This is a genomic window from Shouchella rhizosphaerae (assembly GCF_900142675.1).
GTDB lineage: Bacteria > Bacillota > Bacilli > Bacillales > Bacillaceae_D > Shouchella > Shouchella rhizosphaerae.
Genome location: NZ_FRBS01000005.1, coordinates 62,385 through 84,664 on the forward strand (window position 1 = coordinate 62,385; position 22,280 = coordinate 84,664).

Consider the following 22,280-nt stretch of genomic DNA (forward strand, 5'->3'; position numbering starts at 1 on the left):
TCCTTTCTTCATTGATTGGCCAAAGCCCGGTCTATTTCCCCGTATATTTTAATTAGCTGTTGGCTCTCTTGTTTCGTTTTGTTTAACGTTTCCATATACGACTTGAGCTGCGCTTGATATGCTTTCTCCAAGTGGTTAAGTTGCTCAAGAACATCAAGTGATGATGTTGCCATTTCAATTGTTGCTTCTATTGAAGCTAAGCCAGTTGCAGCATTTGTGACATGTTGAAACACTTCTAATGCGTTACTTTCATTCACTTTGATTTCTGCCATTTTCATCACCCTGATTCATTTTGCAGACGCTTGAACATCGCTACTTGCGATTGTTTAACGTCAATAAGTGTGTGTGCGTGTTGAATATCACTTCGCAAAAGGTTGATTTTCCTTTCAATTGAGGAAATGATCTCTTCCAACTGGTCTTCAGAGGCTCGATAAGACGTTTCTAAACTAGAACGCTTGGTGTCATGGTCATTTGCTTCGTTTCCATGCCATACCCCAGCGGTTAAACCTGGTTCTTGTAACTGTGCCTTTTCGTGATGGAAAGAGACCTGTTGTTCCATAAGAGTGCTTTTCGCCTCTTGAAGACGCCTGATATCTTGCTGGATGGACGCAATTTCCCCACGAAGCGAACCAACTTCATTTCTCAACTGGGTAATGTTTGCTGAATAATCCATTCGTATATACCCCTTCTTTTTCCATATATATCAAGCATAAAAGAATCCTTTTACATGTTCAACTATTTCAAGCCTAAAAAAACCAGGTAATTACAAGTGATAAAGTCGAAAGTGTGCTGCGACAAAAATAAGCCTCGGACTAAGACAGGCGAGGTCAATCGTAAACTTTAACAATGACGGTTTCTCTTTGATCAAACGTTCCCCCAAACGCCTTTGAGACCAACAGCTTTGGCCGTTTGAATAACAGTAGGCAAATCTTAACTTAAAGTAAATAAACGCCCAGACAAACTTACCCTTTTATTGGGAAATATACTATTAGTTACTAGGAATGACATTTACCTAACTGCCATTTTAAGGATTTTTCATGTTTTCATTCTTCAAAAATGGAAAATTCCCAACTGCAATAAACGAATTTTCCCAATGTCAAACCCGCTATTGCTAGCACTTTTTTATGTTATAGTGCTAGTACACCGGATATCGTGGAGGTGACCAGCTTGGCTTGGATCAGTGAAGAAAACAAGGCGTTACTGGCAAAAGAAGGCATGAAACGTGGACAAACGCTTACATACGATTCGGTTGTACAATTGACCAAAAAGTATCCTTCGCTAGAGTTTGAGGATATATTGACGATCGTGAAGTATGTGGATGAAGATCATTTCAAACCTCTCATGATTTCATATTGTAAAGACGCTAAGAAGCTCCAAGAGGTTTATTCTTCATTTGAATTTGCTTTTGTTTATAAAGATTTAGCACTTATTGATTATCTTATCAATCGTCACCAAAACGATGTATTATTGACTCATTGCTGTAAAGTTTATAGTTTAGGAAAGCGTTTATTAGAGAATAACATATCGGCTGAGAATCTTTTAATTAGTACCCAATCTTTGTTGGCTACGAACGAACATGATGCTACTTATATAAAATTAAAGCTTTTAGAATTCACAGCCTTTTTAAGGATGAAACAATTACAAACTGCATTTTATTTACTACAAAAACTTGAAATTACGATTAGTCAATTGGACAATCGATACTTAAAAACTGTCTTCGCTGCTCGTTTTTCTTGTAACTTAGCTCTAGGCTACTTGAATACTCATGCTGACTTTGAGAAGGCAGAACTTTATGCTTTAAGCACTGTTGTTAATCCAACTTCAGAAAACATCCTCTTAGGAGCTGCTTATAGGATTTTAGGACAAATTTATCTATATCAAAAAAACAAATTCGATCAATCCTATGAGCATTTTCAGTTAGCAATATCTATTTATGAGGAAATTAATGCCCACGACCAAATAGATAGTATTTTATATCAAGATATTGTATTTTTGCATAATCTTCATAATAAGTATATTGATTTAAATGAAAAAGTTGATTTAGAGGAACAAGCACACCAACATATAGTAAGAGGCAATAGAAAAAGAGCATTAGAATTGTTAAATTTACAGGAAAGTAAGTACGGTGCTTCAAAATATAGCTTTTTTTATCGTGCTAAAGCTACAAATAACATTTCTTTCTATATGAACGCTTTAAAGATTGCAGCAAAGGAAGGAGAGATTCCTGTCTGTTATTGGATGTTTGAAGAATTCGACAAATTGATATTAACAACGCTCAACTAAAAGGAGGCTTAAAAAATGATAAGACAACTATCAGTAGCCTTATTAGTAGCCTTTGTTTTAAGTTCTTCTCCCTTATATCCTACTACTATGGATAGTCACCAGCCCTTAGGAGGGGTTGGCGGGGCCGACAGCTTTTAAACGAGGTTGGGACTTAGCTAGCAAAAATAATTACAAAAAGGTTCTAATCATCCTTTTTAGATGATCGGAACCTTTTTGGTTTTCTATATCTCTTGTCCCAATACTAAGCCTATTTTACTCCTTCATCCTCTCTTTAGCTTCCCCCTCCATCTCTTGGGCTTTGCCTTTTAGTTTGTCTTTCTTGCCGTCTGCTTGCATTTTTTTATTGTCTGCCGCTTTTCCGGCAGCTTCTTTGGTTGCTCCTTTTGCTTTGTTTGCTGCGCTTTTCATTTTGTCGGTTGTTCCGTTTGCCATCGATAACGCCTCCTTTTAGATGTGTATTTATCTAAATAGACGTTATCGGGCTATGTTAAACTTCTTTTTCTGCGGTTACTCAAATGGATACGTGATGCCCCATTGGCGGCGAACGGTATCCATTAGCTCCATTACATCGCGGGAGAGCGCTATATGTGTGTCTCCTTGGCCGGCTATTGCTGCTTCCATCGCTTGGATTTCGTATTGGAGGGCATGTTCTGTCTGGCCTGCGGTGATTTCCTCGGTTGAGCCATCAGGATAAGTGAGCAGCGCTGATTGGGCCCGTGGGAAGTCATCGACGGTTATGTAGCCCCCTTCACAGGCGACAATGCCTCGCTTCGGCATTTTCGAGCGCATTGCTAGTGCAATTGTTGCCAACTGTTCTTGTTTGTTTTTAAGGACAATTCCCGACTGTTCATCAACGCCTGTTTCAAACGGCTTGACCGTCGTCAACACTTCATGTGGCTGGCTTTCTAAAAAAAAGCGCGCAAACGATAACGCATAGGTGCCAATGTCTAAAATCGCCCCGCCGGCAAGTTCTTTATTAAAAAAACGATTTTGCGGGTTCGCTTCCTTTAAACTGCCAAATGTGACATTGATCATTTTGACAGGCCCTAGCGTATTTGAACGAATCACCTGTTGTAACTTGGCATAGAGCGGCATGTGAAAAAGGGTCATTGCTTCCATCAGCACAAGTTGTTTTTCTTTTGCGAGGCTCATTAATTCTTCAAGCTGTTGGCCGTTTACCGTGATTGCCTTTTCGCATAAAACATGTTTTCCACTTTGCAAACTTTTTTTAATGTATTCATAGTGGTTGGAATGGGGCGTTGCAATATAAACGGCGTCAATGTTTTCATCGTGAAGCAAGGAGTCATAGCTTCCAAACGCATGCTTGACATCAAATTTGCTTGCAAACGCCTGCGCTTTTTCAATCGATCTTGAACCGACTGCATAAATCGTTCCGTTGATGTTGTTTAGTGCTTGGGCAAAATCGCTGGCGATGGCTCCTGGGCCAAGTATTGCCCAATTGATCGTTGTCATACTATCTCCTCCAAGGCGTTTTTCCTAATCGTACCTGATCTGTGCCATGATATGCCAGCATTCCGCTTGAAACGGACAAAGCCCCGGTGCCAGCTGACTGCACCAGAGCTTTGTTATTTGCTTCTTAATGGCGCCCCTGCGCCTGCCCATTTTCTAATCGTATTTAAAAGTGGTTTTCGTTTTTCGCCAATTAAGCCTATACACTCTGCACATAGTTGGATCAGCAAAGCGACAACGATCAACACGAGCAGTGAGAACCATAAGCTTGACATGGACAAAAGAATTGCACAAGCTGCGAACAAGAGGCTAACGCCATAAATCGTCAACACCGCCTGCCTGTGGCCGTATCCTCTGTTTAATAAGCAGTGGTGAAGATGGCCTTTATCCGGCGAACCAATTTTTTGTCGGTTCAGTTTGCGGCGGATAATCGCAAACACGGTATCAAGAATGGGTACGCCGAGTATGAACAGAGGCACCACGACGCTGACAATCGTTACACTTTTGAAAAAGCCCATTGTTGATAAAATCCCGATCATGTATCCGAGAAACAGCGAGCCTGTATCGCCCATAAAGAACTTCGCTGGATGAAAGTTAAATATCAAAAACCCGCCAATACTACCAATTAAAGGGAATCCAAAGGCGAAGACAAGCCCATAAGCAGCTGGGTTTCCTGCCGCAATGACTAGCATTGTGCTTAGCGCAATGATGGCCACGCCTGCAGCAAGCCCGTCCAGGCCATCTATTAAATTAATGGCATTCATCATCGCAATCAGCCATATCACTGTTACAATACTGCTTAACAGGCCTAAGTCAATCCGTTCTCCAAACGGGATTGAAATAAAGTCAATCGACACTCCGGAGCCGATGACGACAATCGAGGCGGAGAGAAGTTGGAACAACAACTTCGTTCTAGCTCGGAGCGCCAACTTATCATCAAGTAAGCCAATGGCTATGATTGGTAAAGCGCCTGCCAAAATTGCTACTGTCGTTTGCCAATCAGCCGCCAGCTGGTCTGCCACTGCCAACAATCCGATTCCTGTCCCAAAAATAAAGGTTAAACCGCCTATGCGAGGCATTGGTTTTTGATGTACTTTTCGCTTGTTTGGCTGATCGACAAAGCCAAAGCGATGTGCCCATTTGATCACAAGGGGTGTGACCGCGATGGCTGCCGCAAAGCTGCTAATGATTGCAAGTATGTAAGCTTCCATGTTTGCCACCCTCGCTTTTGCTATTCTTTTTATCAAGTTGCTACTTAAGCAAGAATAGCAAAATCTATCGAATAAAAGGGACAATTTACATGTTCTTCATGAACCCTTAAAACGCTTTAAATTCCTTACAATTTTTTCATCCCATTCCACGCGTAACCGACAAAAACACGGCACGCTTTCAGCCAGGGCAGTTCCTCATGTTTTCGGTAAATTTCCCAGTTTCGTTTCGCCGCTTGCCATTTGTTGCTTGATATTGAGTTGCCTACTTTGCGGTATACCGCCAGCTCCTCCTTTATTCCGTAAGCGGAGTAGCCATTCTTCAATATTGAAAGCCACAGCATGAAATCTTGTCTCGTCCTTATTGTAGGCATTTGCAGCGTTCCTAATGCATCTTGATTTAACATGACAGTCAAACACCCAATAATCGTGTTGGAAAGCAACTGCTCGTACGTGACGACAGACGGCGCTTCAACCACTTTGCTGCGCTCTGTACCATCCTCTCTCATAATCCGGTAACTCGTAAACGAAAACAAATGGCCTGTCTCCTCCATAAAACCGACTTGCCTCTCTAATTTCTGAGGCCGCCACAGATCATCGCCATCCAAAAAAGCCACATACTTGCCTTCTGCCCTTTCCAGGCCTTTGTTACGCGCCACTGCTGCACCGCAGTTTTTTTCTAAATCAATGAGCTTGATTCGGCTGTCCGCTTCTGCAAATTGAGCAGCAATGTACTTACTGCCATCGCTAGAAGCATCATTGATCAGCCATAGCTCCCAATTGGCATATGTTTGCGCTAAAACGGATTCAATCGTCTCATGTAAAAAGGTCTCGCAATTATAAACAGGAGTAATTATTGATACAAGTGGTTGTTGTTCCACTGCCTATGCGCCTCCTCCACTTGCGCTATTTTCCAAACATTGTCCACTTTTTCATACGAGACGACCGTGCCATTATAAGAAAGGGCCACCTGTTCTTCCCCTTCTTCTGCAACTTCGGCCTCTTTTTCTAACGAAATAGCAAGAAAAGCAGCTTGTTCTTCTTCCGAAAGTGTTCTTGTAAAATGATGGCTGTACCATTGCTGCTCGTGATTCTCGAGTACATATTTTGCAGCTTCATGAGCAAGCTTTACTTCCATAAAAGTCTTCTGGTCAATGGTCGTGGTTTCTTCTTTATATGGATTGGCTTCTCCCTCATCTAAAAAAAAGAAACCACTTAAAAACAGCAAAATGCCACAGGCAATTAGGGAATTTTTTAGCATGGTCTCCTCCTTTGCTTGTCCTACAACAAAGAGTCGTGCTCCAGATAATAGACAATTTGAATGATGTTGCCGACAAAGTCAGCAACATCATTCAGGTTCAACATCTATCCATTGGCGAAGCGGTCATAAACCCCCAGCACAAGATCTTCCCATTCACGGATGCGTTCAAGCCGCCCATCAACGACCGGCCTGCCGACTGAATCGTAATAAAAGCCGTGCATTTCCATTTCTTTAGGGTCGAACATGTTGCGGCCGTCAATGACGATCGGTTGCTTCGTCAACTTTTTCAACTCTGGCAAGGAAATGTCCTTAAATGTCTCCCAATCCGTTAGGAGCAGAACAGCATCAGCATCTTTGACTGCTTGTTGCCATGTGTTTGCTAGTTGAATGCCAGGCAACGCTGCTTTTGCTTGCTCGGTGGCAATCGGATCAAAAGCAACCGTATTTGCCTGTTCACGTTCTAGCGCTGGATACACATCAAGGGCGGGAGCAGCCCGCATGTCGTCTGTATTTGGCTTAAACGCGAGACCTAGCATCGCAATCTGTTTGCCTGCCAAATTATGACCGAGTGCTGTTTTCAGTTTATGGACAACCGTTAGGCGCTGGGCAGCATTGACTCGTTCTACTGCAGGCACAATTTGCAGGTCGTAGCCTGCTTGTTGGGCGACGCGGATAAACGCTTGCGTGTCTTTCGGGAAACAAGAACCCCCGTAACCGATGCCAGCTTTTAAAAAGTGGCGTCCAATCCGGTGATCCAAACCGATGGCTTCGGCAAGAGAAGTGACATCGGCGCCAACTTGTTCACAGACGTTGGCGACTTCATTAATAAAGCTAATCTTTGTTGCTAAAAACGCATTGGCTGCGTACTTAGCCATTTCTGCCGTTTCGAGATTGCACGTGACAATGGTTGTCTGAAACGGTTTGTGCAAGTCGCGGAGGAGCCGTTCCGCGTTGACGCTTTCTACGCCAATGACCGCTCTCTCCATTTCAAGCGTGTCGGCTATGGCAGTGCCTTCTCGCAAAAACTCTGGGCAGGAGGCAACTTCGAAATCTTCGTGTCCGCAAGTTTCAGCAATCCAGTTCTTCACTTTGCGATTTGTTCCGACTGGAACGGTGCTTTTCGTAATGACGACAAGCCCCGTTTTTATACATGAGCCAATCTCCTTGGCGACTGCTTCCACATAATCCAAATTTGCCGATCCATCTGCCCGAGCTGGCGTACCAACGGCTATAATCGCCGCATCTGCCCCGGCCAGCCCTTCAGACAAACGGGTCGTAAACGATAGCCGTCCTGCCGCCATGTTGCTTGCTAGCATATCTTCGAGTCCCGGTTCAAAAATCGGTACTTCTCCTTGGCTAAGACGCTTGATCTTTTCCTGATCTCGGTCGACACAAACAACTTCATGGCCAATGTGGCTATAGCACACTCCCGACACAAGTCCGACATATCCCGTTCCGATCACACAAAGCTTCATAACGTTTCCACCTTCTTTTCTGATGTATGGTGATCCTGATGTGCTTGAAAAAACAAGCCTCTCCTCGCCATCTCGGCTAAACCAGCAGTAATCGCAACTAGAATCCAAAATCGCGGTGAGACAAAATCAGAGCGGTACAAGGAGGTCACTCCTAAATGGAGCCACAACACCAAGGCAACCGAATAGTAAAAATGGCCATTTCGCTTTTTCCACAAATAGACAAACACAGCTAGAAAGACGATAGCAAAAGTCATGCCGCCAATCATCCCATGTTCGAATAGCAAATCGACAAACACATTGTTTGATGTGCCGCTAACAGCGCCTTGGTGGCTTAAAAATTTTGTTCGTGCCAAAAAGTCATATCCTCCTGGCCCGTATCCAAACAAAGCGTTGACGAAAGAATAATCAAACAGCCACACAAATGGGAACACGAGCATATACAAACGGCTATGATGCATCACATCAAACAGGCTGTCTAAACGGCCGATAATCGGCATAAATAAACCGATTACGACTTGCGGAAAAGCAAGCGTTGCTAAAACAGCGAATAGGAGCAACGCTAAGGCGGCGTAGAGGCCGACTCGTTTCGATATCCATCCCCGGGAAAACAGCAACACAACGGCGGCCGCCCCAACAAGCGCCAAGTTGGCATAACCACTGACGGAAAAAGAAAGCAACAAGACCAGCACGGCCGAAATGCTATACAACGCGTAGCTTTTTCTCGTGAAAAGCAGCACGCCGATAATTAGGCCATCAATTAAAAATGGAACGAGAAAACTTGGCTCATCAGTAAAGGAAGTTAGTCGAAAATTTATGAGCACATCTTGACTAACACTATGCACAAACGCCCGCGTTTCGAACCCCGGCATCGGATATCCAATCGAAAAATGGAGAAACTGCCAGATCCCTCCTATGACAAGGAGGCTTGCGCCTGTCAAATAGCCAATAAGCAGAGAACGGGTCATCCGCAAAGGCGCCTGTTTTAAAAACAGCAAGATCAGAATGGTTAAAGAAGCAAATAAACCGAGGTTCATCAGCCTGCGCGGCAACGCCTGCTGTATGTAGGCGGTATACTCGGTTGATTGGAAAACCGTTAAAGCATAGCCGGCAGCAATCGTCGCTAAAAGTGCTGGAATAACGACAGCGGCAAGCATACTAATCGCGATTGGCTGTAATTGTCTTACATAGACTCCTTCACTACGCGAAAACCAGGCTAGTCCCAATAGAAAAATCGCTAACCCAGTCAATAGCACTGAGCTGGGCACAAACAAAACATGTTGGAACACGTGGGAGACGGCTACTGGAGCCAGTGCTGCATAAACACCTGCCACTGCGAAAGCAAAAGCAGGCACATGCGCAGAAATGACATACGGAATTCGGTAAGATTGCATACATGAAGATCCTTTCAACGTGAACTGTCGCCATCGTATCACGCAAACAAAGAGCATTTATAAAGGCGGTGTAAAGAATTGGTTAAAGTTTCTCGCCCTTTGTAAAAAATTTGCCAGCCTTAAAATCGGTAAACCCACTTCTGACGGAGGATAACTCTTGTTAGCATGTCCTTTTTTCGCCTTTACAATCCGTTTTCTGCCATCTACACTTCTGCGTCTAAGCGCGCTATACTTAGGGCACAATGGAGCAAGGAGCTGAATGTCATCATGAAAAAGCTGACTTTTGCAGTTATGTTGCTGCTATTCCTAGGAGGATGCGGGGAGAAAACGCTCGTCATCCGCAGCGCCCTTGAAGGAGACAGCTATTTGCGCAACAATGCGTCTGAACTATCCGAGCAGCAATTCCAATCGTTGCTCGCCCAACAAGCCGCCATCGAGGAAGACGCTTATACAAAACTGCAGACGCTGCTGTCTGAACATGAACACACACGCTACATGCTGGCCGAAAACCGGATTTACCGTTACGATACGGAAGGCGAGTTGCTTTACGTTGCTGATTGGACAGAAACAGAAGATAGTGGCGTCTTTAAAATCGCCGCACTCACGTTTCCATAAAAGATAAGAGGGGCCCCCATAAAGGAAGCCCCTCTTATCTTTTTATTTGTAAATGGGAATGTTCGCCTATGGCTAGAAGGATAGCCGCAAAAAAGAGACTTTCCCCACCTAACGAAATAATGTTTCATAGGCGGCAGCACAAGCTTCTACTGTAAATTCACGAGCACGGCTTATTAATTCCGCTTCGTCATGATGGCTAAGCAAAGCGTCTTTCATTGCCTGTGCCAACGCCACTGTGTCGCCCACTGGAACCAATTGACCATATTTCCCGTCCGCTAAAATTTCCCTTGGCCCACTTGGACAGTCTGTCGCAACGACAGGAGTCCCAGTCGCAAGTGCTTCCACAATCACATTTCCAAACCCTTCCCAAGCGGAAGAAAGGGCAAACACATGCGCTTTTTTCATATAGGCGTAAGGGTTCGGTTGGAAACCAGCAAAATCAACAACAGAACTGACGCCTAACTCAAAAGCGAGTTTTTTCAACGGTTCGTTTTCTTCCCCATCGCCTATAAATAGCAGCCTTGCTTCGGGCAACTCGTTTTGTTGTAGATTCGCAAATGCCCGCAATAGGGTAGGATAGTCTTTTTGCACATGCAAGCGGCCAACTGTGACAATGACTTTGGCATTCCTTTCTTCAAAAAAACAGTGGTTAACAGGCTGTTCCATCTTTTCCTCTAACGTTTTCGTCACAACTGGGTTATAGATGACATGAACCTTTTCATCAGGCAATTGGGCAATTGTCTTGATGTCTTCAGCTACGCCTTTGGAGACGCCAACGACGTCATCGGCAAAGCGATAACTGTAACGAACTGCTGTTTTAATGCGGCGAAACTGGCCAGGCTGTTTCCGTGCTTGCTCGCTCAAATGGACGCGGCATGAGACGATTAACTGTGCTTTCGAAAAGCTCAGCTTCTTAGCAGCAATTACAAGGACATTTAAGTAGTCTTTTGCGGAACAAACCACGTCTGGCTGCTCCCGGCGCAAATAAGAAATCATCCCTGGCAACGCTTCCTTTGCCGTACTTTTGCCAAACGCGAAAAGATTGACGCCTTTTGGAACGGCTTGTTTGTATTCGCCTTCAGGATGGATAACAAGCAAATCGACTTGCTTGCCTTTTTGTAAAAACGCCTCTGCTAAATGAAGCGTCATCCGCTCAACCCCACCCGCTGCAAACGAATAGAGCACAAACGCGATTTTCACGGCCTTGCCTCCTTCGGCTTATAGTCCAGCAATGCCCGTACCGCTTTCGCATAGCTCGCAGCTGGGTGCTTTAAATGCCTATATTTTTTAGCAAACAATGCGGTAAGCAAGACAAAGCCAAACGGCCCGTTGTACATTGTTTTAAATAATGGGCCTTTGCTGACCAATTGCGCCTCCTGGAGCCGCGACGCTTGAGACGGTTTCTCATGGAATACAATTGTTTCAGGTATGTACATCAGTGTATGGCCTGCCACTAAAAATTGCCGCAAAAACAAGTTTTCTTCTCCGCTTGGATACGTTCCGCCAAGCCCGAATGCTTCATTAAAGCGCAGCGATTCAATTGCTGTCTGGCGGAAAAACAGCTCAATGGAGGACTTTTTCCAAACGCGTCGTCCTCGGACAATGCCAGGCGATGTGTCATAGTGTTTATACGGGCTTTGTTGGATCGGGTCATAAATTTGAAAGCAGTAAGCATCAGCGCCTTCTTGCGCAAATGCGCTGTGTACCCGTTCGACTGCATTAGGGGGGTACCAGCAATCGTCATCGGAAAAAGAGACTATGTCGCCTTTCAGCGCTGGCCAAGCTGCATTTCTCGCTCTAGATAAGCCTTTCTCCCCTAGTTTAATATGGGTCGAGCGCAACTGGAAAGCGCTCAGCCATTGCTCTACTTGGTCGTAATTGCCTTGAGACACGACAATTAACTCAAACCGTTTATCCGTTTGCTTATCCAAACTGGCAAGCAATCGTTCAAATTCGTTGCATCGTTCACCAAGCGTTGGCACGACAAATGTAATCATTGTCCGTCTCCCCTTTTTTCAATGACTGGTTGATTTTGTTTTCGATTTACCTTTTTGTACATGCGCTGTACTTGTTTCCGAAAAAGCAGCAAACAGGCAACACCATAGCTTAGCCCTCCGATCCCCACTTGAAGGATAAGCATGCCCCAGTGAGCGCTGCCTAAAAACGGCCACATGCAAAGGAGCATGATCGCTGTTGCACACAAAACCTTTACAAAATCTTTACCCGGAAATGGCAGCCTCCCCATTTGCTTATTTATAAACAGCCACGCAAGAGCAATCGCCAACCCATAAGCAACCACCGTCGCGAAAGCGGCCCCTTCTAAGCCATAAGTAGGAAGAAGGGCAATCGTTAGTATCACATTGGCGATGGCAGCTACTGCGACTGGCACCATTTGCAGCTTTGTTTGCTTATACAAGTGAAACATAATATCGACGCCATAGAGTTTAAAGCCTTTTAACAAGGCGCCCACGGCAATGTAAGGCATGAGCAGCACTGCCGTCTCCCGAAACGCTTCTCCTAAAAATAGCTCGGCAACCCCTTCACGAAGCACGACTAAACCGCAAAGCGCCGGAATACCTATAGCAAGCAATAGACTAGTATTGGCTTTTACTTGCTCCCGCGCTGCTTCTTCCCCCTTTTCCTCAAGCGCCTTAACAGCAAGTGGAAAAGCAGCAAGATTGATAATTAACATCAGGGTAAAGATCGTTTGTTCCGTTAAATCGTATGTCACTGCATACATACCCGTTGCTTCTATCCCAATCATTTCACTAATAATAATCCGGTCCGATTGATGAATCACCATCCCAAGCAACAACGTCAGCGTAAGCGGCAATCCGTACGCCGCAAATTGCCGTAAAAGCGTGTAGTCCATTGCTTTTTGATGGAAACGCCATCCCCACCGTTGCCAAAATAAAGGGAGGAGCGGCAGCACCAAACCGACCACAATTCCAATGACCAAGCCTATTTCCCCGTACCCAGCCGCAATAAACAAGATCCCTAAAATTAGCCCGAGCAGTGAGCGGGCAAACGCAACCCTTCCATACCTCACAGGGGAAAGTTCTGCCCGCAAAAGCGATAAATTCAACTGGTACCATGCCTGGGCCCAACACAGCAACAGTGCTAAAAGCACAAGTGGCGGCGACAGCCACTCGGAAACGAGCAACGTTATGGCTGCGATCGCTAGCGTTCCGGCCATTAGCCCTATAAAAGCAACTTTTACCGTCATATAAAAAGCTTCGCTTTGGTTGCTGCTTTTGTAATGCCTAAGCACACTGACTTTCAGCCATTCAAACACAATGGCATTGACGAGTGCACTCACTGCAAGCACAAGAGCGTAGCGCCCGTACTGTTCTGGTGAGAGCATCCGTGAATATACGGCAATGCCGAGAAACCCGACCAATGCTGGTACCCCGTGTGAGAGGAGATAAGCAAATGCATGTCTAGCAAGCACGTTTTACCACAACCTTTTTCCTTCCCGTCCATTTCCTTCTATCATCTAGTATGGACAGCATGATTGTAGCAAAGTCATGCCAAAAAGAAAAAAGCGCCCTTCTTTACAAAAGGCGCGAACGTTTAACATCTTTTACACAATTTTAACTTGCTATCGCTTTATACGCATATCAGCGCTCAACGATGCTCCACTTGCCGTTTTTCTGAAAAGGCCATCACGAACCGACATTCAGTGTCGCCGTCTGATTGACATGCCACTCGTTTGACTGATTCCGTTTCAAGTACATTTTTAAACAAGGATGTTTCGCATTGGCAGGCAGCTTTAAATTGTTTGGCGACTGCAAATACAGGGCAGTTATGCTCGACAAGCTCAAATGTCCGGGCATCATGCTGAGTGACTTCGGCCATGTATCCTTTTTCGTTTTGGATATTCGCTAGCTCGGCCATTTTTTCTTCAGGCGATTTATGGACCATCCGCTTAAAATAACGATCCGTTAAACGCAGTTCCCGTTTTTTAAACAAATAATGGATGGATTCGTCGCCATGAAGGTCTCGAATGTCGTGCAAAAAGTCGACTGTCAACCCTTCATAATTTTTTGGGAAAAGGCGGTCTCCTTTTTCTGAAATTGAAAACATTTGCAGCGGCCGCCCTATTTCTTGTTTTATTTCACGAAACTGGATAAAGCCGTCTTTTAAAAGAACATTCAAGTGCTTGCGCACAGCCATATGGGTGATCCCGAGCGCATCCGTTAATTCGCCGACACTCATCTCTACTTGCTTTTTCAGCAACTCGAGGATTTTCTCTTTCGTTGTTTGTTTTTCCATGTTTACACTCCTCCTGCTGCTCTTACACATTAGTTTACTATATCGTATAAAAACAGAAAAGAAGCAATGCGTTCCCCCTTGATTTTTAAAAGGATTTCACGGTATTATAAAGACATTCTTTTTATACTATAAAGTATACAAAGTACATAAACAAGTTGGAGGGGATTCTATGGCTACCCATTCATTACCAGAACTAGGCTTCGCTTTTGACGCGCTAGAGCCAACGATTGACAGAAAAACAATGGAAATCCATCACGGCAAGCATCATCAAACATACGTTACCAATTTGAATGCGGCATTGGAAAACGAGCCATCGTTGCAAAGCCAATCGCTTGAACAATTGCTCGCCAACATCGAGTCACTTCCGGCATCGATTCAAACCCCAGTCCGCAATAATGGCGGCGGCCACCTTAACCATTCATTGTTCTGGCAAGTAATTGCCCCGCCAAAAGGCGCAAATGAAATGAGCGCTGCTTTAAAAGAAGCCATCGATCAAGCATTCGGCAGTTTTGAAGGCTTTAAAGAAACATTTACTAAAGCAGCAACGACACGTTTTGGCTCAGGCTGGGCTTGGCTTGTCGTCAATGAAAGCAAAGAGTTAGAAGTTTACAGTACAGCCAACCAAGACAATCCGATTATGGACGGAAAACAAGCCATCCTCGGTCTTGATGTTTGGGAGCATGCCTACTATTTGAACTACCAAAACAAGCGGCCAGAGTACATTGCGAACTTTTTCTCCATTATTAATTGGGAGGCCGTATCGGAAGCATACGAAAAGGCGATCGGTTAAAGATAAGAAGGGAGGAAAGCAGTTCAAGCTTTCCGCCTTTCTTTTTTGCTTGGCAAGCACAGGCCGCGAAAGGAGGGAAAACGATGGGAATTATTGTGGTAGAAATATGCGATTCAAACCTCATCCATACTGTAGATGTGGAGGGGCTGTTAGAAAGTGAATACCCAGAAGTAGCTGTCATTACAAACAGCTGCCTCTCTTTTTGCGGCATGTGCGCCTTGCGTCCTTACGCGATTGTGAACGGCAAAAAGATTTTTGGGCAAACTGCAGAAGAATGCCTTTCAAAAATAAAAGACCGCATTGAATTAGAACTTGCCTTGTACAAACTTTAGATTGGAGGTGTGACAAGAATGTCATTTGTCATTTTAAGTCCTTGCATTGGCGAAAAGGCAGGAGAATGTGCTGAGGTTTGCCCGGTTGATTGCATCGAAGAAGGCGATGACCAGTACTTTATCAATCCCGATATTTGCATCGACTGCGGCGCCTGCCAAGGCGTCTGTCCTGTGGATGCGATCGTGGAGGAATATGAAATGAGCAAAGAGGACGAGCCTTTCTTGAAAAAGGCGGAGGCGTTTTTTGGAGTAGAATAACGAAAAGCGGAGCCAAGCAGGCTCCGCTTTAAACATAGATACCTCATTCAGACACTTGCCTCATTTAGTATGCTTATGAGCACGTTTTATTCCCCATAATTATCCATATGGGTTATTGTAAGTGCAAGGTTAAACGCCATAAACTATCAACTGCAATTTCCAACACCCGTTCATCGTAATCAAAAAATGGGTGGTGGTGCTTTTCCGCTAGAGTGCTGCCGTAAAGCAAGTAAGTAGCAAGCCCGCCATGTTGTTGGACACGTTCCATCATGAATGTCGCATCTTCGGAACCTCCAATTGCTTCATAGCGGTCACTAACTTCTTCAACTAGATTGCTTGCCGCAAGCGCTCGCTTCACCATTTCTAGCCACTGGGGATCAGATTTGGCCGAAATCCCTTCTCCGACTCGATCGAGCGCATAATCAACACCCCATGCCTCTGCTGTATGGCGGATGATTCGTTTGGCGTTTTCAGCCATATACGCATTCAGTTCCGTCGTCTCGCCCCTTGTTTCCAGTTCAAGCTCTGCCCGGTCAGCAATAATATTTCTACCACTGCCAGCGTGAAACGTGCCAACATTTAAACGTGTTGCCCCTTGTGAGTGTGGAGGGATGCTGTGAAGTTGAACAGTAGCCTGTGCTGCGGCTAACAATGCATTCCTGCCTTCTTCTGGGTTGCCTCCTGCATGGGCTGATTTTCCGGTAAACGTAACATTTAGCTTCGTTGTCGCCAATGCAGAAGCTACGCCAGGTACGACCGTGCCAAGGGGTTGACCCATAATATGGCCAGCGAGGAAATAGTCAGCATGATCAAGCCAGCCTTTTTCAACAATCGCTTTCGCCCCTCTTACTCCTTCTTCTGCTGGTTGGAAAATCAGTGTAAATACGCCATTTAACTCGTTTCGATGTTCATGGATGAGCTGAGCCAGCCCAAGCCCAATAGCTGTATGGCCATCGTGGCCGCAGGCATGCATATGCCCATCATAGATAGAGCGAAATCCTTCTTTTGCCGGCAAATGGGAGGCATCGTTTGACTCAAAAATGGGCAGCGCGTCAATGTCAAAGCGATAAGCCATATGTTTACCTGCTTTGCCTGTGTCAAAAGTCGCCACAAGCCCGGTTTGATTGCCAGCCATTTTCTCGAGCAACTTTGCATCTATGCCTGCCTCCTCTGCCCGCTTGAAATGGAGGCGATCCACTTCAGAGGAAGGGACACCCATTTTCTCTTTGCTACTTACTTCATTGCCAAGATGAAGGGTGAAGCATAAAGGCTTTAAAACATGATAAATGTAAGCCGTTGTTTGGTACTCACACCAGCCTAATTCAGGACGCTTATGCAAATCACGGCGCCATGTTTTTAGTTGATTCTGTAATTTTTCCATTCTATACACCGTCCATTCATTCCTTTTGGTTACTTCGTTAACAACATGCCACTGCCTGGACCGATCGGCAAACCAACTACGTTCCAAATGATAAAGAGGACAATCCAAGCGCCAAGGAAGATCAAACTGTATGGGAGCATCGTCGACATTAACGTGCCAAAACCGGCCCTGCTGTCATAACGTTTCATAAAACCAAGCACCATCACGACATATGGATTCATCGGCGTAATGACATTGGTCGCCGAATCCCCGATCCGGTATGCAAGTTGAGTAAATGCTGGATTGTAGTCAAGCAACATGAACAGCGGCACAAACACAGGGGCCATGAGCGCCCATTGCGCGGAACCACTCGTTATAAACAAGTTTAGCACGGTTACGAGCAAAATAAAGACAACGAACAATCCTAGCCCTGTAAATTCGACTTGCTGTAAAAAATCAGCAATGCCTACAGCAATCAACGTCGCAATATTCGTCCAATTAAAGTAAGCAATAAACTGGGCGGCGGCAAACACAAGCACTATATAACCGGCCATGTCTTTCATCGCGTCTCCCATTAAGATCGGCACGTCTGCTGTGGACTTTATTGTCCCTGCTGTGATCCCATAGGCAACCGCTACAACGACAAACATGACAAGCAAAATCGGAATGATATTGTCGATAAAGGGCGACGGGATAATGGTCCCTTCTTCGCCTCGCAAAATTCCATTTGTTGGAACAACAAGCATAGCTACAGCGCCAATATAAAGCAGAAGGGCAATCCCAGCATTGCGCAATGCTTTTATTTCTTGCTTTGTTGGATAATCGAGGCTTTGGTCGTTGATGCCTTCGTCTGCATAGGCTGGATCATAAGCGCCAAGCCGTTTTTCAATAATTTTTTCTGTGATCCATACACCGAGGAAAACGAGCATGACAACCGAAGCCGACATAAAAAACCAGTTGTCGATAGGGGTTACAACGAAATCAGGGTCAATTGTCCGAGCTGCTTCCGTTGAAATGCCTGCTAATAATGCATCTGTTCCGGCAATCATAAAATTGGCTGTAAAGCCTGCTCCAACACTTGCAAACCCAGCGGCTAACCCAGCAAGGGGATGCCGTCCTATAGCGTGGAAAACCATGGCCGCAACCGGCGGTATAATAATCATCGCCGCGTCAGAAGCAATGTTGCCAAGTATCCCTGCAAAAACAACCGCGTATGTAACAAGTGATTTTGGCGCTTTTAAAATCGTTGTCTTCATGAATGTTTCAAATAGCCCCGCTTTTTGGGCCAAGCCGATACCAAGCATCATCGTAATAACAAGTCCAAAAGGGGCGAATCCTGTAAAATTGCTAAGCATCGACGAGAGAATGTAGAGAAACCCTTCTTGAGATAGCAAACTCCTTACAGCTACTGTTTCGTTGGTGCCTGGATCTACCACCGTTAAGTCGAACGCATGTAAAACGGCTGAAACGACCATTAAAAACACAGCCAAGTAAATAAACAACATGAACGGATGGGGGAGTTTGTTTCCGATACGTTCAATTCCATCCAGTACTTTTGAAAAAAATGAACGTTTTTCAGTTTGTTCTGTCATCGCTGTTCCTCCAGTGTCTCAAATATGTCTTTAATTCGCTAACAGTCTATCACGTTTCGAACGTGCAAATGCCTTTTCTGGCAGATAACCTGTCACGAACAATTAGCGCTGCATAGGAGCTGGCTTTACGCCATTTGGAATAGGGGAAACGTATTGCAGGTTGGCAAACCGTTCCTCCCATTCCTCTTTCGCTTGACGCACCAAGTCTGGATCATGCAATAAGCGCACGGCTGTCGCAGCCATTATGAGGGCCGCGTGGCTCATTCCCTTATAGGCAGTCGTTGTTGCCCCTTGGGAAACCATTTGCCATGTATGGAATGCTGTCCCTGATGCAAAGCATGTCACATAGCATTGAACAGTTGGCGCAATCCAGCTTACATCACCAACATCAGTCGAGCCAGCCAGGAGCGTTCGCTTTTTTGAGACAGGTACCATTTCATCAATTAATGCTTTGTGACGCAATTGTCCAAGCCATTCTTGGCCCGGATTCTCGACGAGATTTGCCAACTCCACCATCGTTTGTTCCCGGTCTTCTTCCGAAAATGTCTGGCGAATCGTTTCAGCGAAACGATGCTCTTCTTCCGTGTAAGAAAGGGGGCCAACTGCAATCAATTCCTCATTCATTACATCCTCAAGCACGTAGTTGCGCACAAAATTAGAGCACGCTTTTTCAAAACGAATCTCTAACGTTGTGTCTGTCATCAGTGCTGCGCCCTTTGCTATATTTTTGACACGTTCATAAATAGCTTTTGTTTGCTCAAGCGTTGGAGCCCGCATTAAATACAGGACTTCTGCTTTTGGCTGGACGACGTTTGGCGAAAGGCCGCCTGCGTTTGTAATGGCATAATGTACCCTTGCCTCATCAATGAGATGTTCCCGCAAATAATTGCTCCCGATATTCATTAACTCGACTGCATCAAGTCCACTCCTCCCTAAATGGGGAGCGGCAGCAGCATGGGAAGCTCTTCCTATAAAAGCAAACGAAGCTTGGATATTCGCCAATGTTTCGGCCGTCCATACGCTCGTATAAGTGCCAGGATGCCAACTAATGGCAGTGTCCGTACCAGCAAATGCGCCTTCTTTTGCCATAAACGTTTTGCCGGAGCCCCCTTCTTCCCCTGGGCAGCCATAATAACGGATCGTGCCAACGACTCCGTGCTGCTCCATGTAGGCTTTCGTCGCGAGTGCTGCCGCCAATGACGCCGTCCCGAGCAAATGGTGGCCGCAGCCATGCCCTGCCCCTCCAGCAACAATCGATTGTTGCTCGGCTGTACCGCCTGCTTGACTCAGTTCAGACAACGCATCAAATTCGCCTAAAAATGAAAGGACAGGTTTTCCTGTTCCATACGTTGCAACGAAGGCTGTCTTCATTTCGCCAATCCCCCGTTCAACTGCAAAACCTTCTTCCTCAAGGATGCCACTAATGAGTTTTGAAGATTCCCACTCTTCAAACCGTAACTCAGCGTAATTCCAAATGGCCAACGCTACCCGCTGAAATAAGTTTTGATGTTCGTCAATATAGCGCTTTAAAAAAAGCCGTTGATCCATAATCCCCCTCCTATAAATTAAAAGACAGTTTTCAGACATATGTATTTTCCTTACTTTATTATAAAATCGCCTTAATCGCCAATACTTTTTTTAAAAAAGTCTGGTAAACTAAAAAAAATAAGACATTTGGAGGATGACCAATGGCAACGATCGGCATTATGGCCGCCTTCCATACCACTCCCCATATAAAGAAAGCATTAATGAGTTTGCAAACAAATGCTAGCTTTATTTATTTTTCATATAAAAACTTAAGCGAAATTAAAACGATTTATCAGCAGTACCGTCATGACATTGATGGCTGGGTTTTTGGCGGCATTATTCCAAAACTCTATTTTGAACAAAATATTGGCCCTTTGCCTAAGCCATCTGTGTTTGTCGATTTAAGCGAAAAAGACTTTTATAAAACGTTGCTCACTTGCACATTTGAACGATCCTTTGAAATGAAGCGAACGGTCATTGATTTTCTCAACAAAGAGAATGACTATATGAACTTAAAGTCGTTTGTGCCTTCAGACGATTTCCCCCTTTACTATAGCGATTCGCTTTTTCAAGACGTCAACGACCAAATGTACGAGAAACTGATTGCCTTTCATCGACACGCACATATGGATGGCGCGCAATTATCAATTACGAGGTTCAGCAATATTTTGCCGGTCTTGCAAAAGGACGGCATCCCGACACTTTTTTTAGCGCCATCAACTAGTTCCATCCATAAACAAGTAGAAACATTGCTGCTACAGTTAGAAACACAAGAATTAGCAGACAAACAAATCGCGATTGGCTATTTGACTTTTAAGGCAAAAACAGAAATAGAAAAAATCAAGCTCCACCATGCATTGCTTTCTTACTCAGAAATGGAAGGAGAGCCACTTTTAGTTCATGCGAATGAAACAAGCTTTGAGTTAGTAACGTCGTTTGGCGATTTAGAGCGCCTCACCAACAGCTTCCAACAATGTGCTTTATCTGCCTATTTAAAAGGCAAACACCCCAAAATTATGTTTCAATTAGGCTGGGGCGCAGGAAAAACACTCCATGAAGCACGGACAAACGCAAAAACAGCCAACAAGCAACAAAAGAGAATCGGCTGCCCTTATATCTTGACTGAAAGCACGTTGCTCGGCCCTCTTGGCGATGGGAAACGACTTGAACTACAACTGGATCCGCTTCAATTGCAAAAATGGAGCAAACAAACTGGCGTATCTGTGTTGCAACTGCAAAAAATTTTGGCAATACCTGCAAAAACAAAGCGCCATGATGTCTGTGCAAATGATCTTGCGCTTCATTTAGGCATCACGACGCGAAGCGCCAATCGAATTTTAAAGAAATTAGAACAAGGACAAGCCGCAGAGGAAACAACAGTAAGGCAGGAAAAACTTCGTGGCCGGCCACGTAAAAGGTACCGTCTCCTGTTTCATTAGAGTGAATGCGTCGGAATAATCAACGCATGTAAGACGAGGAATGAAGATGCGAGTAAATAGAAGATCATAGCAACCGAAGACGCCAACAAGCGTTTGCCACTCAGACTGAAAGAAAACACAGGCGGTGCGAGCGTTTGGTTAAGCTGAAGCGCCCACTAGGTAGTGGGCGCTTTCTCATTAATGATAATGAAAACCGATTTCTCTGTCGCCTAGCTCTTGGACAGGACGGTAGTTTTGTGGATAGATGTCCCTAAATGCATCAAGTTGCGTTTCTGAAATCGAAATGGTGTCGTTAAGCACTGTCCATTTTACGCCTTCGCTACAAGGAGGGGTTGTCAATGAACCGTCGTATTGGTAAGCAGTCACACTTTCCGGCAGGAATAGGTTCGGGTCTAGAGAAATGGAATACGCAGCAGTCCCTTCTTCTTCGGGCATGACTTCCCAAACGGCTTCAATGCCTTCATGATCATTGCCCATTTCCATCAAAACGCCGAGCACCGCTAAATCCCCTGCATGATTTGCATGAACTAGATGAAGCTCCATCGGAAAGGATGTTTCTTCAATCGTATGTTCACTCGGAGTATGGAAATGGAATTGTATCAGCTGATAAGCTTCGCCATTAATTTCTAAACCACCGGCATCCTCATTTTCCACATTAGCTTGAATCGTATGCCCATTATTTTCAACAGAAAAAGCAGCTTCGCTATATGAAAAGGCCCAATTCCACTTTGATGTTTGCTCACGATCATAAAACAAATTGATTGGTGATTGCTCTTTTCCATTCGAACACGCAGCAAACGCTTCGTCTAAGTCTCCCCAAAATTCAGGTCCCGTCTCCCCCTCATACGACCATGATGCTTTCAAAGCTTGTAACGGTGACAGGAAACTAGCAGCAGAAGCTGCCGGAGCAGTTGCCAACGTAACAACGGATGCTAATGTAATACTAGTAAATAAGTGACTTCGTTTCATTGATCACGCCTCCTCATAATGGGTATAATGGATTC

At 44.9% G+C, this 22,280-nt stretch carries 23 protein-coding genes; 6 read left to right on the top strand and 17 right to left on the bottom strand.

The window, feature by feature from the left end; all coding sequences use genetic code 11:
* Positions 1 to 8 precede the first annotated feature (8 nt).
* Complete coding sequence (locus BUC05_RS14470) at positions 9 to 272, bottom strand: DUF5344 family protein (RefSeq protein WP_041824021.1); 264 nt, start codon at positions 270 to 272, stop codon at positions 9 to 11.
* A 5-nt stretch (positions 273 to 277) separates the two neighbouring features.
* On the bottom strand, positions 278 to 673 hold the full coding sequence (locus tag BUC05_RS14475) for a DUF5082 domain-containing protein (RefSeq protein ID WP_062750915.1): 396 nt from the start codon (positions 671 to 673) through the stop codon (positions 278 to 280).
* A 494-nt stretch (positions 674 to 1,167) separates the two neighbouring features.
* On the opposite strand from BUC05_RS14475, the gene BUC05_RS14480 reads away from it, so the two are divergent.
* Positions 1,168 to 2,283 (top strand): AimR family lysis-lysogeny pheromone receptor, encoded by a 1,116-nt coding sequence (locus tag BUC05_RS14480; protein WP_035202851.1) that lies wholly within the window; start codon positions 1,168 to 1,170, stop codon positions 2,281 to 2,283.
* 252 nt (positions 2,284 to 2,535) lie between these two features.
* Here BUC05_RS14480 and BUC05_RS14485 read toward each other — a convergent pair whose 3' ends face one another.
* The 7 genes from BUC05_RS14485 to BUC05_RS14515 all read right to left on the bottom strand — a co-directional run bounded on the left by BUC05_RS14485 (position 2,536) and on the right by BUC05_RS14515 (position 9,088).
* Positions 2,536 to 2,715 carry a CsbD family protein gene (locus BUC05_RS14485; protein WP_035202852.1) on the bottom strand — a complete coding sequence of 60 codons (180 nt, stop codon included), beginning with the start codon at positions 2,713 to 2,715 and terminating at the stop codon, positions 2,536 to 2,538.
* 75 nt (positions 2,716 to 2,790) lie between these two features.
* The gene (locus tag BUC05_RS14490) at positions 2,791 to 3,756 is read right to left on the bottom strand and encodes a Gfo/Idh/MocA family protein (RefSeq protein ID WP_035202854.1); all 966 of its coding nucleotides are present in this window, start codon (positions 3,754 to 3,756) and stop codon (positions 2,791 to 2,793) included.
* Between the two features lie 113 nt (positions 3,757 to 3,869).
* Positions 3,870 to 4,964, bottom strand: coding sequence for a glycosyltransferase family 4 protein (locus BUC05_RS14495; protein WP_035202856.1), 1,095 nt, complete (start codon positions 4,962 to 4,964; stop codon positions 3,870 to 3,872).
* A 125-nt stretch (positions 4,965 to 5,089) separates the two neighbouring features.
* Positions 5,090 to 5,842, bottom strand: a complete 753-nt coding sequence (locus BUC05_RS14500) for a glycosyltransferase family 2 protein (protein WP_035202858.1) — start codon at positions 5,840 to 5,842, stop codon at positions 5,090 to 5,092.
* Positions 5,815 to 6,222 carry a hypothetical protein gene (locus tag BUC05_RS14505; protein ID WP_011248008.1) on the bottom strand — a complete coding sequence of 136 codons (408 nt, stop codon included), beginning with the start codon at positions 6,220 to 6,222 and terminating at the stop codon, positions 5,815 to 5,817. The genes BUC05_RS14500 and BUC05_RS14505 overlap by 28 nt, the downstream gene beginning before the upstream one ends.
* Before the next feature lie 104 nt (positions 6,223 to 6,326).
* On the bottom strand, positions 6,327 to 7,697 hold the full coding sequence (locus tag BUC05_RS14510) for a UDP-glucose dehydrogenase family protein (protein WP_035202860.1): 1,371 nt from the start codon (positions 7,695 to 7,697) through the stop codon (positions 6,327 to 6,329).
* Positions 7,694 to 9,088, bottom strand: a complete 1,395-nt coding sequence (locus BUC05_RS14515; RefSeq protein WP_035202862.1) for a hypothetical protein — start codon at positions 9,086 to 9,088, stop codon at positions 7,694 to 7,696. Before BUC05_RS14515 ends, BUC05_RS14510 begins: the two co-directional genes overlap by 4 nt.
* 267 nt (positions 9,089 to 9,355) lie before the next feature.
* On the opposite strand from BUC05_RS14515, the gene BUC05_RS14520 reads away from it, so the two are divergent.
* Complete coding sequence (locus BUC05_RS14520) at positions 9,356 to 9,703, top strand: hypothetical protein (protein WP_035202863.1); 348 nt, start codon at positions 9,356 to 9,358, stop codon at positions 9,701 to 9,703.
* Between the two features lie 108 nt (positions 9,704 to 9,811).
* On the opposite strand, the gene BUC05_RS14525 is transcribed toward BUC05_RS14520, so the two are convergent.
* The 4 genes from BUC05_RS14525 to BUC05_RS14540 form a co-directional block, all read right to left on the bottom strand.
* Positions 9,812 to 10,903 carry a glycosyltransferase gene (locus BUC05_RS14525; protein ID WP_035202864.1) on the bottom strand — a complete coding sequence of 364 codons (1,092 nt, stop codon included), beginning with the start codon at positions 10,901 to 10,903 and terminating at the stop codon, positions 9,812 to 9,814.
* Positions 10,900 to 11,700: a glycosyltransferase family 2 protein gene (locus BUC05_RS14530; RefSeq protein WP_035202865.1), complete on the bottom strand. Its 801-nt coding sequence runs from the start codon at positions 11,698 to 11,700 to the stop codon at positions 10,900 to 10,902. Before BUC05_RS14530 ends, BUC05_RS14525 begins: the two co-directional genes overlap by 4 nt.
* Positions 11,697 to 13,154, bottom strand: a complete 1,458-nt coding sequence (locus tag BUC05_RS14535) for an oligosaccharide flippase family protein (RefSeq protein ID WP_035202866.1) — start codon at positions 13,152 to 13,154, stop codon at positions 11,697 to 11,699. The genes BUC05_RS14530 and BUC05_RS14535 overlap by 4 nt, the downstream gene beginning before the upstream one ends.
* A 176-nt stretch (positions 13,155 to 13,330) precedes the next feature.
* A complete protein-coding gene (locus BUC05_RS14540) occupies positions 13,331 to 13,978 on the bottom strand; it encodes a helix-turn-helix transcriptional regulator (RefSeq protein WP_011248015.1) in 648 nt (215 codons plus the stop codon).
* 169 nt (positions 13,979 to 14,147) lie between these two features.
* Here BUC05_RS14540 and BUC05_RS14545 point away from each other — a divergent pair, with 169 nt between their 5' ends.
* From BUC05_RS14545 to BUC05_RS14555, 3 genes are all read left to right on the top strand, one after another.
* A complete protein-coding gene (locus BUC05_RS14545; RefSeq protein ID WP_035202867.1) occupies positions 14,148 to 14,768 on the top strand; it encodes a superoxide dismutase in 621 nt (206 codons plus the stop codon).
* Between the two features lie 83 nt (positions 14,769 to 14,851).
* Positions 14,852 to 15,100, top strand: coding sequence for a YuzB family protein (locus BUC05_RS14550; protein WP_011248017.1), 249 nt, complete (start codon positions 14,852 to 14,854; stop codon positions 15,098 to 15,100).
* Between the two features lie 18 nt (positions 15,101 to 15,118).
* Positions 15,119 to 15,358 (top strand): ferredoxin family protein, encoded by a 240-nt coding sequence (locus BUC05_RS14555; RefSeq protein WP_011248018.1) that lies wholly within the window; start codon positions 15,119 to 15,121, stop codon positions 15,356 to 15,358.
* A 112-nt stretch (positions 15,359 to 15,470) separates the two neighbouring features.
* On the opposite strand, the gene BUC05_RS14560 is transcribed toward BUC05_RS14555, so the two are convergent.
* From BUC05_RS14560 to BUC05_RS14570, 3 genes are all read right to left on the bottom strand, one after another.
* Complete coding sequence (locus tag BUC05_RS14560; RefSeq protein ID WP_035202868.1) at positions 15,471 to 16,739, bottom strand: amidohydrolase; 1,269 nt, start codon at positions 16,737 to 16,739, stop codon at positions 15,471 to 15,473.
* A 29-nt stretch (positions 16,740 to 16,768) separates the two neighbouring features.
* Positions 16,769 to 18,310, bottom strand: coding sequence for an AbgT family transporter (locus BUC05_RS14565; RefSeq protein WP_035202870.1), 1,542 nt, complete (start codon positions 18,308 to 18,310; stop codon positions 16,769 to 16,771).
* A 102-nt stretch (positions 18,311 to 18,412) separates the two neighbouring features.
* The gene (locus BUC05_RS14570) at positions 18,413 to 19,858 is read right to left on the bottom strand and encodes an amidohydrolase (protein ID WP_011248022.1); all 1,446 of its coding nucleotides are present in this window, start codon (positions 19,856 to 19,858) and stop codon (positions 18,413 to 18,415) included.
* A gap of 140 nt (positions 19,859 to 19,998) precedes the next feature.
* Between BUC05_RS14570 and BUC05_RS14575 the strand changes: the two genes are divergently transcribed.
* Positions 19,999 to 21,276 (top strand): helix-turn-helix domain-containing protein, encoded by a 1,278-nt coding sequence (locus BUC05_RS14575; RefSeq protein ID WP_011248023.1) that lies wholly within the window; start codon positions 19,999 to 20,001, stop codon positions 21,274 to 21,276.
* Positions 21,277 to 21,453: 177 nt separating this feature from the next.
* Here the strand turns inward: BUC05_RS14575 and BUC05_RS14580 are convergent, their stop codons facing one another.
* The gene (locus BUC05_RS14580) at positions 21,454 to 22,245 is read right to left on the bottom strand and encodes a carbonic anhydrase (protein WP_011248024.1); all 792 of its coding nucleotides are present in this window, start codon (positions 22,243 to 22,245) and stop codon (positions 21,454 to 21,456) included.
* Positions 22,246 to 22,280: the final 35 nt, after the last annotated feature.

What these genes read in the sequence shown, in the direction of transcription:
- BUC05_RS14470 (WP_041824021.1), bottom strand. Translation starts at nt 272, where the DNA reads ATGGCAGAAATCAAAGTGAATGAAAGTAACGCATTAGAAGTGTTTCAA.
- BUC05_RS14475 (WP_062750915.1), bottom strand. Translation starts at nt 673, where the DNA reads ATGGATTATTCAGCAAACATTACCCAGTTGAGAAATGAAGTTGGTTCG.
- BUC05_RS14485 (WP_035202852.1), bottom strand. Translation starts at nt 2,715, where the DNA reads ATGGCAAACGGAACAACCGACAAAATGAAAAGCGCAGCAAACAAAGCA.
- BUC05_RS14490 (WP_035202854.1), bottom strand. Translation starts at nt 3,756, where the DNA reads ATGACAACGATCAATTGGGCAATACTTGGCCCAGGAGCCATCGCCAGC.
- BUC05_RS14495 (WP_035202856.1), bottom strand. Translation starts at nt 4,964, where the DNA reads ATGGAAGCTTACATACTTGCAATCATTAGCAGCTTTGCGGCAGCCATC.
- BUC05_RS14505 (WP_011248008.1), bottom strand. Translation starts at nt 6,222, where the DNA reads ATGCTAAAAAATTCCCTAATTGCCTGTGGCATTTTGCTGTTTTTAAGT.
- BUC05_RS14510 (WP_035202860.1), bottom strand. Translation starts at nt 7,697, where the DNA reads ATGAAGCTTTGTGTGATCGGAACGGGATATGTCGGACTTGTGTCGGGA.
- BUC05_RS14515 (WP_035202862.1), bottom strand. Translation starts at nt 9,088, where the DNA reads ATGCAATCTTACCGAATTCCGTATGTCATTTCTGCGCATGTGCCTGCT.
- BUC05_RS14520 (WP_035202863.1), top strand. Translation starts at nt 9,356, where the DNA reads ATGAAAAAGCTGACTTTTGCAGTTATGTTGCTGCTATTCCTAGGAGGA.
- BUC05_RS14530 (WP_035202865.1), bottom strand. Translation starts at nt 11,700, where the DNA reads ATGATTACATTTGTCGTGCCAACGCTTGGTGAACGATGCAACGAATTT.
- BUC05_RS14540 (WP_011248015.1), bottom strand. Translation starts at nt 13,978, where the DNA reads ATGGAAAAACAAACAACGAAAGAGAAAATCCTCGAGTTGCTGAAAAAG.
- BUC05_RS14545 (WP_035202867.1), top strand. Translation starts at nt 14,148, where the DNA reads ATGGCTACCCATTCATTACCAGAACTAGGCTTCGCTTTTGACGCGCTA.
- BUC05_RS14550 (WP_011248017.1), top strand. Translation starts at nt 14,852, where the DNA reads ATGGGAATTATTGTGGTAGAAATATGCGATTCAAACCTCATCCATACT.
- BUC05_RS14555 (WP_011248018.1), top strand. Translation starts at nt 15,119, where the DNA reads ATGTCATTTGTCATTTTAAGTCCTTGCATTGGCGAAAAGGCAGGAGAA.
- BUC05_RS14560 (WP_035202868.1), bottom strand. Translation starts at nt 16,739, where the DNA reads ATGGAAAAATTACAGAATCAACTAAAAACATGGCGCCGTGATTTGCAT.
- BUC05_RS14565 (WP_035202870.1), bottom strand. Translation starts at nt 18,310, where the DNA reads ATGACAGAACAAACTGAAAAACGTTCATTTTTTTCAAAAGTACTGGAT.
- BUC05_RS14570 (WP_011248022.1), bottom strand. Translation starts at nt 19,858, where the DNA reads ATGGATCAACGGCTTTTTTTAAAGCGCTATATTGACGAACATCAAAAC.
- BUC05_RS14575 (WP_011248023.1), top strand. Translation starts at nt 19,999, where the DNA reads ATGGCAACGATCGGCATTATGGCCGCCTTCCATACCACTCCCCATATA.
- BUC05_RS14580 (WP_011248024.1), bottom strand. Translation starts at nt 22,245, where the DNA reads ATGAAACGAAGTCACTTATTTACTAGTATTACATTAGCATCCGTTGTT.